The 18,803-nt window shown below is 57.7% G+C and carries 22 protein-coding genes and 1 tRNA gene; 11 read left to right on the top strand and 12 right to left on the bottom strand.

Annotation, left to right across the window (positions count from 1 at the left end):
* The first annotated feature begins 2 nt into the window (after nucleotides 1–2).
* Genes hybA through hybG form a run of 7 tightly spaced genes read left to right on the top strand, consistent with a single transcriptional unit; the run spans nucleotide 3 to nucleotide 5,383 of the window.
* Nucleotides 3–986, top strand: a complete 984-nt coding sequence (gene hybA, locus QRD42_RS01610) for a hydrogenase 2 operon protein HybA (protein WP_321988051.1) — start codon at nucleotides 3–5, stop codon at nucleotides 984–986.
* The gene (gene hybB, locus QRD42_RS01605) at nucleotides 973–2,154 is read left to right on the top strand and encodes a Ni/Fe-hydrogenase cytochrome b subunit (RefSeq protein WP_321988724.1); all 1,182 of its coding nucleotides are present in this window, start codon (nucleotides 973–975) and stop codon (nucleotides 2,152–2,154) included. The genes hybA and hybB overlap by 14 nt, the downstream gene beginning before the upstream one ends.
* On the top strand, nucleotides 2,151–3,854 hold the full coding sequence (gene hybC, locus QRD42_RS01600) for a hydrogenase 2 large subunit (RefSeq protein ID WP_321988050.1): 1,704 nt from the start codon (nucleotides 2,151–2,153) through the stop codon (nucleotides 3,852–3,854). The genes hybB and hybC overlap by 4 nt, the downstream gene beginning before the upstream one ends.
* The gene (locus QRD42_RS01595; protein ID WP_321988049.1) at nucleotides 3,854–4,339 is read left to right on the top strand and encodes a HyaD/HybD family hydrogenase maturation endopeptidase; all 486 of its coding nucleotides are present in this window, start codon (nucleotides 3,854–3,856) and stop codon (nucleotides 4,337–4,339) included. The genes hybC and QRD42_RS01595 overlap by 1 nt, the downstream gene beginning before the upstream one ends.
* Nucleotides 4,336–4,803 (top strand): hydrogenase-2 assembly chaperone, encoded by a 468-nt coding sequence (gene hybE, locus QRD42_RS01590; RefSeq protein WP_072569778.1) that lies wholly within the window; start codon nucleotides 4,336–4,338, stop codon nucleotides 4,801–4,803. The genes QRD42_RS01595 and hybE overlap by 4 nt, the downstream gene beginning before the upstream one ends.
* A complete protein-coding gene (hypA, locus tag QRD42_RS01585; RefSeq protein WP_072569779.1) occupies nucleotides 4,796–5,137 on the top strand; it encodes a hydrogenase maturation nickel metallochaperone HypA in 342 nt (113 codons plus the stop codon). Before hybE ends, hypA begins: the two co-directional genes overlap by 8 nt.
* A 12-nt stretch (nucleotides 5,138–5,149) precedes the next feature.
* Nucleotides 5,150–5,383, top strand: coding sequence for a hydrogenase maturation factor HybG (hybG, locus tag QRD42_RS01580; protein WP_321988048.1), 234 nt, complete (start codon nucleotides 5,150–5,152; stop codon nucleotides 5,381–5,383).
* Here the strand turns inward: hybG and fucR are convergent.
* From fucR to QRD42_RS01540, 8 genes are all read right to left on the bottom strand, one after another.
* A complete protein-coding gene (gene fucR / locus QRD42_RS01575; protein WP_321988047.1) occupies nucleotides 5,380–6,087 on the bottom strand; it encodes an L-fucose operon activator in 708 nt (235 codons plus the stop codon). The genes hybG and fucR overlap by 4 nt on opposite strands.
* Before the next feature lie 8 nt (nucleotides 6,088–6,095).
* On the bottom strand, nucleotides 6,096–7,076 hold the full coding sequence (locus QRD42_RS01570; protein ID WP_321988046.1) for a sensor domain-containing diguanylate cyclase: 981 nt from the start codon (nucleotides 7,074–7,076) through the stop codon (nucleotides 6,096–6,098).
* A 131-nt stretch (nucleotides 7,077–7,207) separates the two neighbouring features.
* Nucleotides 7,208–8,074 (bottom strand): glutathione-dependent disulfide-bond oxidoreductase, encoded by an 867-nt coding sequence (gene yghU / locus QRD42_RS01565; protein ID WP_321988045.1) that lies wholly within the window; start codon nucleotides 8,072–8,074, stop codon nucleotides 7,208–7,210.
* A gap of 95 nt (nucleotides 8,075–8,169) precedes the next feature.
* Nucleotides 8,170–8,730: a DsbA family protein gene (locus QRD42_RS01560; protein ID WP_321988044.1), complete on the bottom strand. Its 561-nt coding sequence runs from the start codon at nucleotides 8,728–8,730 to the stop codon at nucleotides 8,170–8,172.
* A gap of 135 nt (nucleotides 8,731–8,865) precedes the next feature.
* Nucleotides 8,866–9,348: a cold-shock protein gene (locus QRD42_RS01555; RefSeq protein WP_072569785.1), complete on the bottom strand. Its 483-nt coding sequence runs from the start codon at nucleotides 9,346–9,348 to the stop codon at nucleotides 8,866–8,868.
* Nucleotides 9,349–9,429: 81 nt separating this feature from the next.
* Nucleotides 9,430–9,969 (bottom strand): DUF2058 domain-containing protein, encoded by a 540-nt coding sequence (locus tag QRD42_RS01550; RefSeq protein WP_072569786.1) that lies wholly within the window; start codon nucleotides 9,967–9,969, stop codon nucleotides 9,430–9,432.
* A gap of 150 nt (nucleotides 9,970–10,119) precedes the next feature.
* Nucleotides 10,120–10,195 (bottom strand) — tRNA-Phe (locus QRD42_RS01545).
* A 104-nt stretch (nucleotides 10,196–10,299) separates the two neighbouring features.
* On the bottom strand, nucleotides 10,300–11,019 hold the full coding sequence (locus tag QRD42_RS01540; protein WP_072569787.1) for a DUF554 domain-containing protein: 720 nt from the start codon (nucleotides 11,017–11,019) through the stop codon (nucleotides 10,300–10,302).
* 397 nt (nucleotides 11,020–11,416) lie between these two features.
* On the opposite strand from QRD42_RS01540, the gene QRD42_RS01535 reads away from it, so the two are divergent.
* Complete coding sequence (locus tag QRD42_RS01535; RefSeq protein WP_321988043.1) at nucleotides 11,417–13,558, top strand: ornithine decarboxylase; 2,142 nt, start codon at nucleotides 11,417–11,419, stop codon at nucleotides 13,556–13,558.
* A gap of 12 nt (nucleotides 13,559–13,570) precedes the next feature.
* Here the strand turns inward: QRD42_RS01535 and mltC are convergent, their stop codons facing one another.
* From mltC to mutY, 3 genes are all read right to left on the bottom strand, one after another.
* A complete protein-coding gene (gene mltC / locus QRD42_RS01530; RefSeq protein WP_072569789.1) occupies nucleotides 13,571–14,653 on the bottom strand; it encodes a membrane-bound lytic murein transglycosylase MltC in 1,083 nt (360 codons plus the stop codon).
* Between the two features lie 68 nt (nucleotides 14,654–14,721).
* Entirely contained in the window at nucleotides 14,722–14,991 is a 270-nt protein-coding gene (locus QRD42_RS01525; RefSeq protein WP_072569790.1) for an oxidative damage protection protein, read from the bottom strand.
* Between the two features lie 24 nt (nucleotides 14,992–15,015).
* Nucleotides 15,016–16,074 carry an A/G-specific adenine glycosylase gene (gene mutY / locus QRD42_RS01520; RefSeq protein ID WP_321988042.1) on the bottom strand — a complete coding sequence of 353 codons (1,059 nt, stop codon included), beginning with the start codon at nucleotides 16,072–16,074 and terminating at the stop codon, nucleotides 15,016–15,018.
* 146 nt (nucleotides 16,075–16,220) lie between these two features.
* On the opposite strand from mutY, the gene trmB reads away from it, so the two are divergent.
* The 3 genes from trmB to QRD42_RS01505 are packed head-to-tail and all read left to right on the top strand — an operon-like array spanning nucleotide 16,221 to nucleotide 18,042.
* Nucleotides 16,221–16,940 carry a tRNA (guanosine(46)-N7)-methyltransferase TrmB gene (gene trmB, locus QRD42_RS01515; RefSeq protein WP_318375638.1) on the top strand — a complete coding sequence of 240 codons (720 nt, stop codon included), beginning with the start codon at nucleotides 16,221–16,223 and terminating at the stop codon, nucleotides 16,938–16,940.
* Entirely contained in the window at nucleotides 16,940–17,266 is a 327-nt protein-coding gene (locus QRD42_RS01510) for a YggL family protein (RefSeq protein WP_072569793.1), read from the top strand. The genes trmB and QRD42_RS01510 overlap by 1 nt, the downstream gene beginning before the upstream one ends.
* A gap of 56 nt (nucleotides 17,267–17,322) precedes the next feature.
* Nucleotides 17,323–18,042, top strand: a complete 720-nt coding sequence (locus tag QRD42_RS01505) for a DUF2884 domain-containing protein (protein ID WP_321988041.1) — start codon at nucleotides 17,323–17,325, stop codon at nucleotides 18,040–18,042.
* A gap of 100 nt (nucleotides 18,043–18,142) precedes the next feature.
* On the opposite strand, the gene rluA is transcribed toward QRD42_RS01505, so the two are convergent.
* Nucleotides 18,143–18,802 carry a bifunctional tRNA pseudouridine(32) synthase/23S rRNA pseudouridine(746) synthase RluA gene (gene rluA / locus QRD42_RS01500; RefSeq protein ID WP_321988040.1) on the bottom strand — a complete coding sequence of 220 codons (660 nt, stop codon included), beginning with the start codon at nucleotides 18,800–18,802 and terminating at the stop codon, nucleotides 18,143–18,145.
* Nucleotide 18,803 lies beyond the last annotated feature (1 nt).

Genomic DNA, 18,803 nt, shown 5'->3' with positions numbered 1-18,803 from the left:
TCGTGGACAGACGTGATTTCCTCAAACTCTCTGCCGGGAGCGCCTTGCTGTCAGGCAGCGCGTCTCCCGCTTTCGCCGCCGCCACCAACCGCCCGCCGATCCCCGGCGCGCTGGGGATGCTGTACGACTCCACGCTGTGCATCGGCTGCCAGGCCTGCGTCACCCGCTGCCAGGATCTTAACTTTCCCGCCCGCAATCCGCAGGGGGAAGCCACCTGGTCGAACAATGACAAACTTTCCCCCTACACCAACAACATTATTCAGGTGTGGCGCAGCGGCAGCGGGCTGCACAAAGACCAGGTGAAAGATGGCTACGCCTACATCAAAAAGCAGTGCATGCACTGCGTTGATCCTAACTGCGTATCGGTCTGCCCGGTATCGGCGCTGAAAAAAGATCCCCTCACCGGCATTGTGCATTACGACGCCAGCGTCTGTACCGGCTGCCGCTACTGCATGGTCGGCTGCCCGTTTAACGTGCCGAAATATGATTACGCTAACCCGTTCGGGGCGCTGCATAAATGTGAGCTGTGTAATCAGCCGGGGCTGGCGCGGCTTGATAACGGCGGTCTGCCCGGCTGCGTGGAGGCCTGTCCGGCGGGAGCGGTCATTTTCGGCACCCGCGACGCGCTGCTGGCGGAAGCGAAAAAGCGGCTGGCGCTGACGCCCGGCAGCCAGTACCGCTATCCGCGCCAGACGCTCAGTACGGGAGATACTTACCTGCATCCGGTGGCGCGTTATGTGCCGCATATCTATGGCGAAAGGGAGGCGGGCGGCACCCAGGTGCTGGTGCTGAGCGCCGTGCCGATGGAAAACCTCGATCTGCCGCCGCTGGATGAGCTCTCTACCGGCGCACGTGCCGAAAATATTCAGCATACGGTTTACAAAGGCATGCTGCTGCCGCTGGCGATGCTGGCGGGCCTGACCGTGCTGGTGCGTCGTCACAGTAAAGGCGATCAGCATAAGGAGGACGATGATGACGCATCATGATCCGCAGCCGCTGGGCGGAAAACTCATCAATAAGGCGATCCTGATCTTCGCGCCGCTGGTGGTGCTGTGCCTGATCCTTATCGGCAAACGGCTGGTGTTCGGTCTCGGATCGGTTTCCGATCTTAACGGCGGCTACCCCTGGGGGATCTGGATCGCCTTCGATCTGTTAATCGGCACCGGTTTCGCCTGCGGCGGCTGGGCGCTGGCGTGGGCGGTGTACGTTTTTAACCGCGGCGAATATCACCCGCTGGTGCGCCCGGCGCTGCTGGCCAGCCTGTTCGGTTACTCCCTGGGCGGGCTGTCGATCACCATTGACGTCGGGCGTTACTGGAACCTGCCGTATTTCTATCTGCCAGGGCATTTCAACGTCAACTCGGTGCTGTTTGAAACCGCCGTCTGTATGACGATCTACATCGGCGTGATGGCGCTGGAATTCGCGCCCGCAGTGCTGGAGCGCCTCGGCTGGAAAGTGTCGCTCAGGCGCATCAACAAAGTGATGTTTTTTATTATCGCGCTGGGGGCGCTGCTGCCCACTATGCATCAGTCGTCGATGGGATCATTAATGATCGTCGCCGGGCACAAAGTGCATCCGCTATGGCAGAGCTATGAAATGCTGCCGCTGTTTTCCCTGCTCACCGCCTTTATCATGGGCTTCTCCATTGTGATTTTCGAAGGATCCCTGGTGCAGAGCGCGCTGCGTGGCAGGGGCGCGGATGAAAAGCCGCTGTTTATCAAACTGACCTGGCTGTTAAGCCTTCTGCTGGCGCTGTTCCTGCTGCTGCGTTTTGGCGAACTGCTCTGGCGCGACAAGTTGCACTACGCCTTTGCCGGAGACGTTTACTCTGCGCTGTTCTGGGGTGAAATCGCGTTGCTGGCGTTTCCGCTGCTGGTGCTGCGGGTAACCCGCTGGCGGCGCGATGGCCGGGTACTTTTTCTGGCGGCGCTCAGCCAGCTGCTCGGCTGCGCCTGCTGGCGGCTCTCTTATTCGCTGCTGGCCTTTAACCCCGGCGGCGGCTGGCGCTATTTTCCGACCTGGGAAGAGCTGCTGATCTCCATCGGCTTTGTGGCCATTGAGATCTGCGCCTACATCTTACTGGTCCGCCTGCTGCCGATCATTCCTCCGCTACAACAACCTGTTCATTGTCCTCAGGGAGCGAGTAAAGCATGAGCCAACGAATTACTATTGATCCCGTTACCCGTATTGAAGGCCATCTGCGCATTGACTGCGAGATCGCCGACGGCGTGGTGTCGAAAGCCTGGGCCTCCGGCACCATGTGGCGCGGCATGGAAACTATCGTTAAGGATCGCGATCCGCGCGATGCCTGGATGATCATGCAGCGCATCTGCGGCGTCTGCACCACCACCCATGCGCTCGCGTCGGTGCGCGCCGTCGAAAGCGCGCTCAGGATCAACGTACCGCTGAACGCGCAGTACATCCGCAATATCATTCTCGCAGCGCACACTACCCACGATCATATCGTCCATTTTTATCAGTTGTCGGCACTGGACTGGGTGGATATTACCGCGGCGCTCAATGCCGATCCGGCCAAAGCGGCGGCGCTGCTGGCGGGGATCTCCCGCTGGCCGCTCAACAGCGCGGCGGAATTTACCCGCGTGCAGAACAAAGTGAAGGAGCTGGTCGCCAGCGGACAACTGGGGATTTTCGCCAACGGCTACTGGGGACATCCGGCCATGAAGCTGCCGCCGGAGGTGAACCTGATCGCCGTCGCCCACTATTTACAGGCGCTGGAGTGTCAGCGGGATGCGAACCGTATTGTGGCGCTGCTGGGCGGCAAATCGCCCCATATCCAGAATCTGGCGGTGGGCGGCGTGGCGAACCCCATCAACCCCGACGGCATCGGCGTGCTTAACCTTGAACGGCTGATGTACATCAAATCTTTTATCGACAAGCTCGGCGATTTTATCGAGCAGGTCTATAAAATCGACACGGCGGTGATCGCCGCGTATTACCCGGAATGGCTGGCGCAGGGGCAGGGGGCGGTGAACTATCTCTGCGCGCCGGAATACCCAACCGACAGCCAGAACGGCAGCTTCCTGTTCCCCGGCGGGGCCATTACCGATGGCGATTTCGCTACCTTCCGCCCGATTAACGCCCACAGCAACCAGTGGCTGATCAACGGCATTCAGGAGAGCGCGAAACATGCCTGGTACCAGGACGACGAACCCCAGGCTCCCTGGCAGGGAACCACACATCCGGCCCACACCGGCTGGGCGGATGACGGCAAATATTCCTGGGTGAAATCGCCGACCTTTTACGGCAAAACCGTGGAAGTCGGACCGCTGGCGACGCTGCTGTGCAAGCTGGCGGCCGGGCGGCAGGAGACCCAAACGAAATTGCAGGAAATTAACGACATTTACCAGCAGCTCACCGGGCAACGCCTCGACGTGGCGCAACTGCATTCGACACTGGGACGCATTATTGGCCGCACCGTTCACGCCTGTGAACTGCAGCTGATCCTGCAACATCAGTATCAGGCGCTGATCGCCAATATCGGCAAAGGCGATCACCTCACCTGGGTGAAGCCGGTCATCCCCGAAACGGGGGAGTTTTACGGCGTCGGTTTTCTGGAAGCGCCGCGCGGCATGTTATCCCACTGGATAGTGATCAAGGACGGCAAAATCGCTAACTACCAGGCGGTGGTGCCGTCCACCTGGAACGCCGGACCGCGCAACTTTAACGATCAGCCGGGGCCTTATGAACAGGCGCTGGTGGGTACGCGCATTGCCGATCCGCATAAGCCGCTGGAAGTGGTGCGCACCATTCACTCTTTCGATCCGTGTATGTCCTGTGCCGTGCATCTGGTGGATACGGACGGCGGCGATCCGGTATCGGTAAAGATGCTGTGATGACCATTTTAGTGTTAGGCGTGGGCAATATTTTGCTCAGCGACGAAGCCATTGGCGTGCGCATCGCCGGGGTGCTGGCGGCGCGTTACCATCTGCCGGAGCACGTGGAAGTGCTTGATGGCGGCACGGCGGGCATGGAGCTGCTGGAGGCGATGGCGAATCGCCGCCATCTGATTATTGTCGACGCCATTGTCTCGCGTAAATACTCCCCCGGCACCGTTCTGACGCTGCGCGATGAAGAGGTGCCGGTGCTGTTCACCAACAAAGTTTCGCCCCATCAGCTGGGACTGGCGGACGTGTTATCGGCGCTGCGTTTTACCGGCGAGTTTCCGCGCAAGCTGACGCTTATCGGCGTCATTCCCGCATCGCTGGAACCGCACGTCGGCTTAACGCCGGTGGTGGCCGCCAGTCTGGAGCCTGCGCTGGCGCGGGTGATCGCTGAACTGCGTGACAGCGGGGTGACGCTGGTGGAGCGTGCGGCATGAGCGGCTTTTCCGGTGATCCGGCGGAGCAGGTGCAGACGGCCTTTGCGGCGATCGGCGCACGCACGCTGCACGATCTGGCGTTTTTGCATCCGGCAATGCCGGTATATGCCGCGCCCTTTACCCTGTTTGAAGAGCAGTGGATCGGCTGTCTCATCACGCCGTGGATGCTCAGCGCGCTGGTGCTGCCCGGCCCGCATCAGCGCTGGCAGCCGCGTCCGGTAGGGGGAAAACTCGCCCTCGCGCTGCCTGCGGGAAACATCACCTTTACCGTCGGTGAGCTGGAAAGCATCGGGCACTATCTGGCCTGTTCGCTGATGTCGCCGGTGCAGCGCGGGCTGACGGCGGCGCAGGGCATAAACCTTACGAACGACTGCGCCCGTATGCTGCTCTCGCTGCCGGTAAACACCCCGGATCTGTCGCGCCGGCGGGCGCTGTTTGGCTGGCAGGCGCGCGCCCGTGCATGAGCTGTCGCTGTGCCAGAGCGTGGTGGAAATTGTGCTGGAGCAGGCGGCGCAGGCCGGTGCCCGGCGCGTAACAGGCGTCTGGCTGGAGATTGGCGCGCTGGCTTGCGTGGAAGAAAACGCGCTGCGCTTTAGCTTTGCCAGCGTCTGCGCGCAGACGGCGGCGCAGGGCTGCGCGTTACATCTCATCCATCGCCCGGCGCAGGCGTGGTGCTGGACGTGCAGCGCCCGCGTGGAAGTGCAGCGTCACGACGCGGTCTGTCCGTGCTGTCATGGCGCGAGCCTTAGCGTGGAAGGCGGCGAGGCGCTGCGGGTAAAAAGTATCGAAATCGAATAAAAGGAATAACCGATGTGTATAGGCGTGCCGGGGCAGATCGTTGCGGTTGGGGAAGATCTCCACCAGCTGGCGACGGTAAACATTTGCGGCGTACAACGACAGATTATCATCGCGCTGGTGTGCGATGGCGATCCCGCCGCGCTGTTGGGGAAGTGGGTGCTGGTGCACGTCGGTTTTGCGATGAGCATCATTGATGAACAGCAGGCGAGAGAAACGCTGGCGGCGTTAGAGCAGCTGGACAGTTAACGGCGGACGTCGGTGATCATCTGCGTCACCGCGCTCAGGTTGCCAATTTTTACATCGCTGGCGCGCTGAAATTTGCTTTTATCAATCAGCAATAACGACTGCTGCGCCCGGCTTAGCAACTGCGTTTTGAATCCGGCATTATGTACCGTCGGATCCCACATATCGCCGTGGGTATCAACACCCTCGCAGGAAAAGATAAACAGGTCGATCTCAAGCGCTTTCAGTAAGGGGGCCAGCGTTGGATTCATATAACAGCGGTATTTACGATCCAGTTCGCCGCCGGTGCAAATCAGCCTGACGTGCTGGCGGCGCGCCATCTCCTGACAAACGGGCTGGCTGTTGGTAAATACGGTCAGCGGCACGTCCGGCAGCTGTCGCGCCAGATGAAAACAGGTGGAGCTGGCATCCAGCGCCAGGCACATCCCCTCTTCGATCCACGCCAGCGCATGGCGGGCAATATCGGCTTTATCCGCATAATGGCTTTTCAGCCGGGCGACGAAGGGCTCGCCGCCATCGTGATTTTGCGTGTGGATCAGCCGCGCGCGCCCGTGATGACGCACAATTTTCCCCTGCGCCTGTAACGCCGTGAGATCCCGGCGCAGCGTCTCTTTGCTGATGCCGAGCTGTGCCGCCAGGCTGGCGGTGGTCAGGGTGTCGTGGCGGGCGAGGAGCGCCAGAAGGGTTTGTTGTCGTGCGGATTTCATGCCCGGCCTCAGGCTGTCAGCCGCGGGGAAACGGAGATCAGCGTTGCACCCATCGCCACGCCGTTTTTGCCGCTGTGCTTGATGTGATACATCGCCTCGTCCGCGCGGGTTAAGGCTTCCACAAAGCTGTCCTGCGGCTGCACTTCATCAATGCCGATGGATGCGCCCACCGATCCGACACCGTTATCCAGATCAAAGGGCGTCAGCACGGCGTGCAGCAGATCCTGCGCCGCGCGGTAGATCGTCGCATCCGCCAGCGCAAAGGGCAGCAACAGCACGAACTCATCGCCGCCAAGCCGCCCGATAGTGGTGCCCGGCGGACAGGTGTCGCGCAGACGCTGGCTGAGCTGGATCAGCAATACATCGCCGCTACGGTGCCCGAGGGTATCGTTAACATGCTTAAAATTATCCAGATCGATAAAAGCCACGCACAGCGGCCCGGTCTGTTTACGCTCGTCGAACTGTTTGATCAGCGCGTGACGGTTGGCAAGTCCGGTGAGCGGATCGTGATTGGCCAGCAGCGCCAGTTGCTCTTCGTACTGCTTCTCTTTGGTCATGTCGATGTGTGTGCCGGTGACCTTCAGCGGATTGCCGCTGGCATCCCGCTCGCTGACGCGCCCGCGATCCAGCACCCAGGTTACGGTGCCGTTTTTATGCTGCATGCGGTGCAGGGCTTCGTAGTAAGGGGCTTTGCCCTCAAGATGATCGTAAAAGGCCTTCAGTACCCAGGGACGATCCTCCGGATGCAGATGATCTTTCCATACCTCAAACTGCGCGCTGAGCTCTTTCGGCTGATAGCCGAGCATCGATCCCCAGCGGCGGTTAAAGATGATCAGTTTCCCGCTGGGCACATCCAGCTGCCACAGGCACAGGCCGGTGCCGTCGAGCGCAGCGCTGAGTTTACTGCGGGCGTCACGCGCCAGCCTCACCAGACGGGCATTATGCTTTTTCAGATTCTGGATCTGCTGTGTCAGGGCGCGTTCAGACATAGGTGTCCGCAATGAATGAAAAAAAATCATTCTTACCAGTTATTATTTTGTTGTAAATATGCGGCGGGAAAAAGAAACCGGCGGGCGGCAGAGAAAAGAAAAACCGGGCGTAGTTCGCCCGGTTACACAGGTTAGCTGTTGCGCTTGTCTTCGGTGTTGGTGTCGAAGTCACTGGCGTCGTGACGCTCATGCAGCTGTTCGTTCAGCGGCCCGTTGGTGCGGTTGACGATGCGGCCACGCTTCACGGCCGGACGCTCCGCCACCTCTTTCGCCCAGCGCAGCACGTTTTTGTAGCTGCCGGCATCGAGGAATTCGGCGGCGTCATAGATGGTGCCGAGCACCACGTTGCCGTACCACGGCCAGATCGCCATATCCGCGATGGTGTATTCGTCACCGGCCACAAACTTATGCTTCGCCAGCTGCTGATCCAGCACGTCGAGCTGACGCTTGGCTTCCATGGTAAAGCGGTTGATGGCGTACTCGATTTTCACCGGCGCGTAGTGATAAAAATGACCGAAGCCGCCGCCGAGGAACGGGGCTGCGCCCTGTAGCCAGAACAGCCAGTTCAGCGCTTCGGTACGCCCGGCCGGATCCTTCGGCAGGAAGTGGCCGTATTTTTCCGCCAGATAAAGCAGGATGGATCCGGATTCGAACACGCGGGCCGGCGGGGTAGTGGAGTGATCGCACAGCGCCGGGATTTTGGAGTTCGGGTTCACCTCAACAAAGCCGCTGGAGAACTGATCGCCTTCGCCAATACGGATAAGCCAGGCATCGTATTCCGCGGCGGTCACGCCTTTTTCCAGCAGCTCTTCCAGCAGAATAGTTACCTTCTGGCCGTTCGGCGTGCCGAGGGAGTAAAGCTGGAGCGGGTGCTTGCCGACTGGCAGGGTTTTCTCATGCGTGGCGCCGGATACCGGGCGATTGATGCTGGCAAAGGCGCCGCCTGCGGATTTATCCCACGTCCAGGTTTTCGGTGGCTGATACTGATTGTCTGACATGTTAACCTGCCTTTTCATTGATGTGTTGAAGCAGTGTAGCAGGCGCTACGCGCAGAAACGGACGGTTAGTGCGCTTAACGCCAGGTCATTGTTATTCAGGAAAAAAGGCGTTCAGCCCAGACGGTGACGTCATCTCCGCTGCCAAGATCCGGCTGCACCAGACCGTTGACCATAAAGGTCGGTGAGACGTGAATGCCGTTCTGACGGGCATATTTGCAGTGCCATTTAATAACGGTTTGCAGATCCGCCCGGCCAAAGGGTACCGAGGCATCCACCCCGCTATAAGCTTTAAGGCGCGCCAGAATATCGTTTGGCGTGGCGTCCATATTCGGACCGCTGCAATGATCGGTAAATTCAAACTCTTCACGATGATCGGCCACTGCCTGCATGACTTTATGCGCCGCGTCGCGCCCGTCCGGCAGCGTCGAGGCCGCAAGGATATAGCGCACGATCACGCCGGAATACAGATGCCACGGCTGGGATTGCAGTCGGATTTTGATGGTGACTTTATCTTCGCCGACATGCTGTAACAGCGCGTCCAGCTTGTTAAAGGCTTTGACGGAGAACGGACAGGTAGGCTCAAGAAAAACTTCAAAGGTGCGTGGCCCGTGGCCCCACTCCAGCGGTTGCGCGTTAAGGGCAGCTTGCTGACTCATGTTAACTCCTGATGTTGTGTGTTTTTATTCACTATATCAAAAGCGTGATGAATGTTTTTAGCATGGCGGGCAGAGAAAGGAAAAGGCACGCTGGCGTGCCTTTTTAATCTTTATGGGCAGGTCCTTGACGTAACATCAAACCTTAAGCATTTTCACCGTCGCATCCACGTCGATCTCATCTTCCGTAAAGATTAACGTCTCTCCCTGGAAGGTGGTGATCGCCAGTTTTTTCAGCGTCCGCATTTGTCCCGGCTTGATATCGGTTTTTGGGCGAATGTTGCCCATCAGCAGCCCTACGGACAGCACGGTATTTTCTTTATCGATGCGCGCCTCGACGGGGACTTCTTCGCTGAAAACCACGTAAGATTTGATGGCTGTAAGCTTAATGCGCTCACCGGCGATGAAGATGTATTTGCTTTCCGGCAGCACTTTCACTGCGTAGGCGGACAGGCCTTTATTATTGGTGGTGGGTTCAAAGGTCACCGCCGCATCTTTCTTGATGAGTTCAGGGTTGGCGACCTTAATCACATGAAAATAACGGTTATCCCCGTTTTCATCTTTGAGAAATCCAAAACCTTTGTCTTTGAACCAGGTTGTGATTGTTCCGTTCATCGCCATTACCGCCTGTTTAATCGTTTATCTGCTCAGTTCTTGCCGCGCGCAGTGTAATGCACAACGCCTGCGCGTACTACGTTTTGCTTACCACATCAAATCATCAGGTACTTTGAAATCTGCATACGGATCGTCTTCATCCTGCGCTTCCTGACTCAACGCACTGTTGAGGACAATACTTTCTGCATCCCGCTGCGCAATTTTATCGGCAACGCTTGCCGGAATAATGGCGTATTCACTCTCGCCGCTGCTGTCTTTCATCAGACGCGCAATCGCAAGACGTCCGCTAATCAACTGCGCCTGGGTCACCTTATCGACGGCGATTTTTTTAATAAAGTTATTGTCGGTAAAGTTGAAATCAATATTGCCTCTGGCAATGTTGATGCGGTTCATCTCAATCAGCTGCTTCACCTGCGCTTTGTACTCTTTGGACAACGCTGCTTGTTTTTGCTGTTCGCTCAGCAGCTTGTCGCGCTCCAGCTGCGCTTTTTTATTCTCTTCCACCGCAGCACGGGCTTCACGCGTCTGCACGCGGGATTTCTTCGCCGTGCGCTGCACTTTGGCCATTTTTTTGCTGGTCACCAGGCCCGCTTTCAGCATCTGCTCTTGTAAGGTAAGTTTGGTCATCGTCGTTTCTGAACTCATTGGATAATTTTTGTCATTATACCCGCAATTGCTGAGGCTGTGACAGGTACCGATGGAGGCGGGGGAGTGGGAGCGCAGCGGGCAGAACGTCCAAAAGCAAAAACCCGCCTTGTGGGCGGGTTCTTTAAATAGTGGTGCCCGGACTCGGAATCGAACCAAGGACACGGGGATTTTCAATCCCCTGCTCTACCGACTGAGCTATCCGGGCAACGGGGCGCATTAAACCTGATCCGCCTCGTGTCGTCAACGAAATTTATTTAAATCGTTGCAGACTGCACAATCTATCAGCAATCTGGCGTCAGTGCACGCGGTTCAGGCGAAAAAAGCGCTCCAGGCGGCGGAGATCGGCATGGCGATAATCAACGCGGGCAACATGTTAGCGACGGCAAACATCTTGATGCCGCAGATACGCAGGCCGGTGGCCAGCAGCAGAATACCGCCGACGGCAGTGAAATCGCCCATCATCGCCGGTGTGGTGAGCGGCAGAATAAAGGTCGCGCAGGTGGCGAGGGTAAGCTGAATAATCAGCATCGGCACCGAAATGGCCGCCACGGCAATGCCCAGCGAGGTGGCAAAAATCACCGCAGTAAAGAAGTCGAGAAAGGCTTTGGCGATCAAAATACTCGGATCGCCGGTCATGCCTTCGCGCATCGCGCCAAAAATGCCGGTGCCGCTGGCGCAGAACAGAATAATGATGGCGACCAGACTTTCGATAAAAGCGTCATGACCTTCCGGCACGCCGGTTGATTTTTTGCCGCGCTGCACCAGTTTACGCAGGCGGTTCACCCCGCCGCTGATGCCGCGCTCGACGTAACAGATCTCGCCAATCAGCGTGCCCACCAGGGTTGCCAGCACCATCACCGGCAGGTTGACGCATTTCATTACCAGCAGAATGCCGATACCCAGCGAGCACAGGCCGAAAATAGCAGGCATCGAACCACGCACGCGTTCGGGTAAACGGTGGCTTAACACCGCGCCGAGGGTGCCGCCGATCAGTACGGCAGCGGCATTGATAAAGGGGCCAGTTAACACGCTGTTACTCCTGAAAAATTTGTTTGCACTACTGCATAGTATGCCGCAAAAACTCAGGTTCCAGGCATTTTTTGCGTGTTGCACCTGCCGGTCAAAAGTGACATTATTGCGCGAAATTTCCTCTCTTAATCACGGGGCCGCCTGGATGACACCACATTCTGCTCGCCAGACCTGTCGCATACTTATGCGATCGCGTACCCGTTCTGCCATGATCCATACTCTTCTCACCATGCGGTGAGGGCAACGCAGGCTCATCCGAGGGCAACCGTAAAGGCAGACGCGATCTGTTTTTACTGATGTCTGGCGATTGGAGCTGGCTCCAGTCAGATACCTTCATTGGGTGAGATCGCCATCTCGCCCGGGGCTTTTTACTCCCCTGAAACGGGTAAACGTGCTTATGAAAACCATGAAAATTGCCGCCAGCCGCGAGCTGGTTTCCCAGCTTTCCACCCATCGCGAGGTGGTCAGCCTGGACAACACGGATTTTACCGACGTGGCGGCAGTCGTCATTACGGTGGCTGACAGTTACAGCGGCATTCTCGCGCTCTTAAAACGTACAGGCTTTAAGCTGCCGGTATTTCTGTTCAGCGACACGCCTGCCGATGCGCCAGCGGGCGTCGAGGCGGTGATCGGCGGTAAAGCGCAGGAGATGCTGGAGCTGGAATCCGCGGCCTGCCGTTACGAAGAAAACCTGCTGCCGCCGTTTTTCGATACCCTGACGCAGTATGTGGCGATGGACAACAGCACCTTTGCCTGTCCGGGACATCAGCACGGCGCGTTCTTCAAAAAACACCCTGCCGGACGTCAGTTTTTTGACTTCTTTGGCGAGAACGTTTTTCGCGCCGACATGTGCAATGCCGACGTTAAGCTCGGCGATCTGCTGATCCATGAAGGTTCCGCCAAACACGCGCAGAAATTTGCCGCCAAAGTGTTCCATGCGGATAAAACCTACTTTGTGCTGAACGGCACGTCGGCGGCGAACAAAGTCGTCACCAATGCGCTGCTGACGCGCGGCGATCTGGTGCTTTTTGACCGCAACAACCATAAATCCAACCACCATGGCGCGCTGATCCAGGCGGGGGCGACGCCGGTCTATCTGGAGGCGGCGCGCAATCCGTTTGGCTTTATCGGCGGCATTGACGAGCACTGTTTCGACGAACGTTACCTGCGCGAGCAGATCCGCGCCGTCGCGCCGCAGAAAGCGGACGACGCACGGCCGTTCCGCCTGGCGGTGATCCAGCTCGGCACCTACGACGGCACCATCTACAACGCCCGCCAGGTGATCGACAAGATCGGATCGCTGTGCGATTACATCCTTTTTGACTCAGCGTGGGTGGGCTACGAGCAGTTCATTCCGATGATGGCCGACTGCTCGCCGCTTCTGCTCGATCTGAATGAAAACGATCCGGGGATCTTCGTCACCCAGTCGGTGCACAAGCAGCAGGCGGGCTTCTCCCAGACCTCGCAGATCCACAAGAAAGATAACCACATTCGCGGCCAGACGCGCTTCTGCCCGCATAAACGGCTGAACAACGCCTTCATGCTGCACGCCTCCACCAGCCCGTTTTATCCGCTGTTCGCCGCGCTGGACGTCAATGCCAAGATCCACGAAGGCGAAAGCGGCCGCCGCCTGTGGGCGGAGTGCGTCGAACTGGGCATCGAAGCGCGCAAGGCGATCATCGCCAACTGTAAGATGATCAAACCTTTTGTGCCGCCGGAAGTGGCGGGGCGACCGTGGCAGGATCATCCGACTCACGCTATCGCCAGCGAACGCCGTTTCTTCAGCTTTGAGCCGGGGGCGAGCTGGCACGGTTTTGAAGGCTATGCCCGCGAGCAATATTTTGTCGATCCCTGCAAGCTGCTGCTCACCACGCCGGGGATTGATGCGCAGACCGGCGACTACACCGATTTTGGTATTCCGGCGACCATTCTGGCGCACTACTTGCGCGAGAACGGCATCGTGCCGGAGAAGTGCGATCTGAACTCGATCCTCTTCCTGCTGACCCCTGCCGAGAGCGCGGAGAAAATGGCGCAGCTGGTGGCGATGCTCGGTCAGTTTGAGCAGCACATTGAAGACGATACGCCGCTGGCCGACGTGCTGCCGACCATCTTCAACAAATATCCGGTGCGCTACCGCGATTACACCCTGCGCGAGCTGTGTCAGGAGATGCACGATTTGTACGTCAGCTTTGACGTTAAAGATCTGCAAAAAGCGATGTTCCGCGCCGACAGTTTCCCGCGGGTGGCGATGAATCCGCAGGATGCGAACAGCGAGTTCATTCGCGGCAACGTCGAGCTGGTGCGCATCAGCGAAGCCGAAGGACGCATCGCGGCGGAAGGCGCACTGCCGTATCCGCCGGGCGTCTTATGCGTGGTGCCGGGAGAAGTGTGGGGCGGCGCCGTACAGCGCTATTTCCTCGCGCTGGAAGAGGGCGTGAACCTGCTGCCGGGCTTCTCGCCGGAGCTACAGGGCGTGTATAGCGAAACAGACGCCGATGGTATCAAGCGTCTGTTTCGCTATGTGTTAACAGAGAAATAAAACCGGGATGCCTTACCTGCGGCGATAGCTCTTCTGCGCGGTATCCACTTTATACAGATAGCGGCGCGATTCAGCGGACGGATGCCGCGTGGTGAGCGCTTCGTACACATCCCCCGGCGTCATGCGGTTAATAATATTCGCCGCCTGCACCTTATCGCTGGAGAACACCCGCAGCACGCTGCCCGCGCCGCCGTTATAGGCGGTGATCACCGCATAACGCCGTGAGGTCGGGTTGGTGATGCCGGACAGATAAACATTGTTCAGCATCGCCAGATAAGCCGTGCCGGTATCAATATTACTCGCCGGATCGAACAGGAAGTTGCGGTCCGGCATCCCGGAGCGACCCTGGGCGCGGAACACGTCTTTCCCGGCGCTGTGCTGGACAACCTGCATCAGCCCCAGCGCATCGGAGCGGCTGACGGCGTACGGGTTAAAGGAGGATTCGGTCTGCATAATCGCCAGGATCAGCGATTCATCGACGCCATACTTGCGTGACGCCTGACGCACCATGCCGGTGTACTTATGGGCGCGTTTATCCAGGTGGTTCGCCACCAGATTAATGGTCACGCTGTAGATCACTTTCAGCCCGTTCTGCCGGCTTTTCATGCGCGTTTGCAGCAGATAATCCGCGTAACGTGCCGCGCGCCACTGCCAGCGAATGGCCTCGCCATTGTTATCCACCACCTGTCCGTAGAGGAACGGCTGTTTGGAAATAGGAATGTCATCGACATCGGAGTAGAGGTCGATAGAGCCAGGATCGTCACCCATCAACAGCGTCTTGATGATCGCCTTGCGCAGGTGCGCCGCAGGATCTGTCCCGGCGATGGTTTCGATGGTGATCGAGCCGTCATCAAAGTTGATGTGGCTGCGGGTCTGGTACTGATCGGTGTATTTAACGTAGTCCTTGGGGCCGGCAATCAGGACTTCGTTAAATCCCCAGATATTTTCGATGTTATGGGCGAACTGCCCCATGAGAATGTCAAAACCGTTGGTGTCCTTTACCCAGGCTTCGTTATAGCTATCGCCCTTATTGTTGGAACTGGAACACGAGATGAGTAACGGCGCGATCAGGGCAAACGCTAAATATTTTTTCATCATTCCGCAGGTGCGTGTTGTGTTGGTGTTATAGGTGAAAAAGCCGGGTTACCCCGGCACTGTTATTCTTATTCCTGCGGCTTATAGCCTTCGATGTGCACATCTTTGCCTTCGAACAGGAAGTTAATCATCTCCTGCTCCAGCAGCTTGCGGTGCTCCAGGTTCATCATATTGAGTTTCTTTTCGTTGATGAGCATGGTCTGCTTCTGCTGCCACTGCGCCCAGGCTTCTTTGGAAATCTCGTTATAGATGCGCTTACCGACGTCGCCCGGATAAAGCTGGAAATCCTGACCTTCCGCTTCACGGCCCAGGAAGGTACAAAAAATGGTTCTGCTCATAAAAATTCCTCTTTCATCTCAGCGCTATACAGCGGCGCCGGTACGTAATTGCTGTAACAGGCGCTCAACGGGCGCCGCCAGTCCGACGGATTGCGGTTGCGCTAAGTTATACCAGAGACCCGCTCCTTCATCCATGCATGCGGTGAATGAGGACACGGGAAGCCACATTGGCACAATATCCAGATGGAAATGGCTGAAAGTATGGCGAAACGCCGTTAACTGGCTGAGAGTATCGGCGCTAATCTGACGTTCCGCCAGCCAGCGACGCAGACTGTCTTCATCTTCAAACTGCGGAAAGCAGAATAATCCCCCCCACAGGCCGACCGGCGGACGCTGGGTCAGAAACACTTCGTCGCCGTGCTGAAGCATCAGAAAATAGCCGGTACGCTCCGGCAGCGTCTGCTTCGGTTTTTTGCCCGGATACAGCGCCCAGCTCTCATGTTGATACGCTTCGCAGCCATTATTGAGCGGACAAAGCGAGCACTTGGGTTTTGAACGGGTGCAGACCATCGCCCCTAAATCCATCATCGCCTGGTTAAAGCGCGCCACGCCCTCGGCGGGCGTCACCTGCTCGCTGATGTCCCACAGGCGTTTTTCCACCTCTTTTTTGCCCGGCCAGCCGCCGACCGCGTAGCAGCGGGCCAGCACGCGCTTCACGTTGCCGTCGAGGATCGGGAAATGTTTATTGAGCGACAGGGATAAAATCGCCCCGGCGGTAGAGCGCCCGACGCCGGGCAGCGCCGCCACTTCCTCAAAGGTGTCCGGGAACTGCCCGTGATGCAGCGTCGCCACCTGCTGCGCTGCCTTATGCAGATTGCGCGCGCGGGCGTAATAGCCAAGGCCGGTCCACAGGTGCAGCACCTCATCAAGGGGCGCATTGGCTAAATCCGTCACCGTCGGGAAACGCGCCATAAAGCGCTCAAAGTAGGGGATCACGGTGGTGACCTGCGTTTGTTGCAACATCACCTCAGAGAGCCATACTTTGTAGGGCGTTTTTTCGAGTTGCCAGGGCAGGGTTTTACGCCCGTATTTGTCATACCACTCCAGCACCTGGGCTGAAAATTGCGACGCGTTTAAGGTCAAAGCAGGGATTCCGGGTAACGATTTGGAGGAGCCAGATTGCAGCACAGCGGCACAGAGGTGTAAACCAGAAGTTTCCGGTGCTTGCATCCGGCAACTAACTTTGGATAATGCCCGTTTCCCGAACACTCTCACAAGCAGACATATTTATGAAGAACGACGTCATTTCACCGGAATTTGATGAAAACGGTCGCCCGCTGCGCCGTATTCGCAGCTTTGTCCGCCGCCAGGGGCGTCTGACGAAAGGTCAGGAGCACGCGCTGGAAAACTTCTGGCCGGTGATGGGCGTGGAGTTCACCGAAGAACCGCTGGATTTCGCCGCGCTGTTCGGCCGCGACGCGCCGGTTACGCTGGAGATAGGGTTCGGCATGGGCGCATCGCTGGTCACTATGGCGAAAGCGAAGCCGGAGCAGAATTTCCTCGGCATTGAAGTGCATTCGCCGGGCGTGGGCGCTTGTCTTGCCACCGCCCATGAAGAGGGTGTCGAGAACCTGCGCGTGATGTGCCACGACGCGGTGGAAGTGCTGCACAAAATGATCCCTGACAATTCTTTAAACATGGTGCAACTCTTTTTCCCTGACCCATGGCATAAAGCGCGTCATAATAAACGCCGTATCGTTCAGCCGCCGTTTGCTGAACTGGTAAAAAGCAAACTGAAGCTGGGTGGCGTATTCCATATGGCAACCGACTGGGAAGCCTATGCTGAACACATGCTGGAAGTGATGTCATCGCTGGACGGCTATAAAAACCAGTCCGCCAGCAATGACTATGTGCCGCGTCCTGAATCGCGTCCGGTAACCAAATTTGAACAGCGTGGCCATCGTCTTGGTCACGGCGTATGGGACTTAATGTTCGAGAGGGTGAAATAATGGCAACGAACCGTAGCCGTCGTCTGCGTAAGAAAATGCATATCGACGAGTTTCAGGAATTAGGCTTTTCCGTCGCATGGCGTTTCCCGGAAGGCACCAGCGAAGAGCAGATCGACCAGACCGTGGATGACTTCATCAACGAAGTGATCGAGCCGAACAAGCTGGCGTTTGACGGCAGCGGCTATCTGGTGTGGGAAGGGCTGATTTGCAAACAGGAAATCGGCAAATGCACCGAAGAGCACCAGGCCATTGTGCGTAAATGGCTCGAAGATCGTAAGTTCGACGATGTCCGCATCAGCGAACTTTTTGACGTCTGGTGGGACTAAGTACATACCGAAAGGGCCGGCACATGCCGGCCCATTTTGTCTCTGAAGGAGTTTTTATGTTGCGCAAAACGCTGCTGGCGGCTGTCCTGACGGTAACCGCATTTACCGCACAGGCTGAATATAAATGTAGCGTCACGCCGCGTGATGACGTGGTGGTAAGCCCGCAAACCGTGCAGGTGAAAGGCGAGAACGGCAATCTGGTGATGACGCCGGACGGCAACGTGATGTTTAACGGCAAGCAATACAGCCTGAGCGCCGCCCAGCGCGAGCAGGCGAAAGATTATCAGGCGGATCTGCGCACGGCGCTGCCGTGGATCGACGACGGTGCGCGTAGCCGCGTCGAAAAAGGCCGCGTGGCGCTTGATAACATCATCGCGAAAGAAGTGGGTGAAAGCAGCAATATGCGCGGTCGCCTCACCAAACTCGACGCGCAGTTAAAAGAGCAGATGAACCGCATTCTTGAGCGTCGTCCTGACGGCATCACCTTCCATTACAAAGCCATTGATGAAGTGCGCGCCAACGGCCAGCAGCTGGTCAATCAGGCGATGGGCGGCATCCTGCAGGACAGCATCAATGAGATGGGCGCGAAAGCCGTCCTGAAAGGCGGCGGCAATCCGTTGCAGGGCGTGCTCGGCAGCCTCGGCGGGTTACAGACCGCGATCCAGAACGAATGGAAGAATCAGGAAGCTGATTTCGAACAGTTCGGCAAAGCCGTGTGCAGCCGCGTGGTGTCGCTGGAAGAGAGCCGCAAAGCGCTGGTCAGCGGGCTGAAGTAAGGTTTTTCCCCTCACCCCGGCCCTCTCCCGGAGGGAGAGGGAGAAATCATCCGCCGGCTGGTCCCCTCTCCCTGGGGAGAGGGTCAGGGTGAGGGGAGTTTCAGAAATCTGCCGGCGCTTTAAACGTCATACTGTTGCCAAAAGCCGGATGGGTGATGGTCAGCATTTCCGCATGCAGTTGCAAGCGTGGGGCCATCGCCAGCGCCTCGGGGGTGGCATAAAACCGATCGCCTAAGATGGGATGTCCCAGCGCCTGCATATGTACACGCAGCTGGTGGGAACGCCCGGTGATCGGCTTTAGCTCGACGCGCGCGCTGTTATCCGCCGCATACTCCAGCACGCGATACTCCGTCTGCGCCGGTTTCCCGGTTTCATAACACACCTTTTGCAGCGGGCGATTCGGCCAGTCGCAAATCAGCGGTAAATCCACCAGCCCCTCTTCTTTTGCCGGATGGCCCCACACGCGGGCCACATACTGCTTCTTCGGCTCACGCTCGCGGAACTGCCGCTTAAGCTCGCGCTCAGCGGCTTTGTTCAGCGCCACCACAATCACGCCGCTGGTGGCCATATCCAGACGATGGACGGATTCAGCCTGCGGATAATCGCGCTGAATGCGCGTCATCACGCTGTCTTTATGCTCGTCAAGACGTCCGGGCACGGACAACAGGCCGCTCGGCTTGTTGACCACCATAATGTGCTCATCCTGATACAGAATGACCAGCCACGGATCCTGCGGCGGATTGTAGGGTTCCATCAACATT

It is taken from the genome of Enterobacter sp. PGRG2 (assembly GCF_030291195.1).
Taxonomy (GTDB): domain Bacteria; phylum Pseudomonadota; class Gammaproteobacteria; order Enterobacterales; family Enterobacteriaceae; genus Enterobacter_D.
The sequence above is the reverse complement of the archived record's forward strand: the minus strand, read 5'-3'. Positions and strand labels throughout refer to the sequence as shown.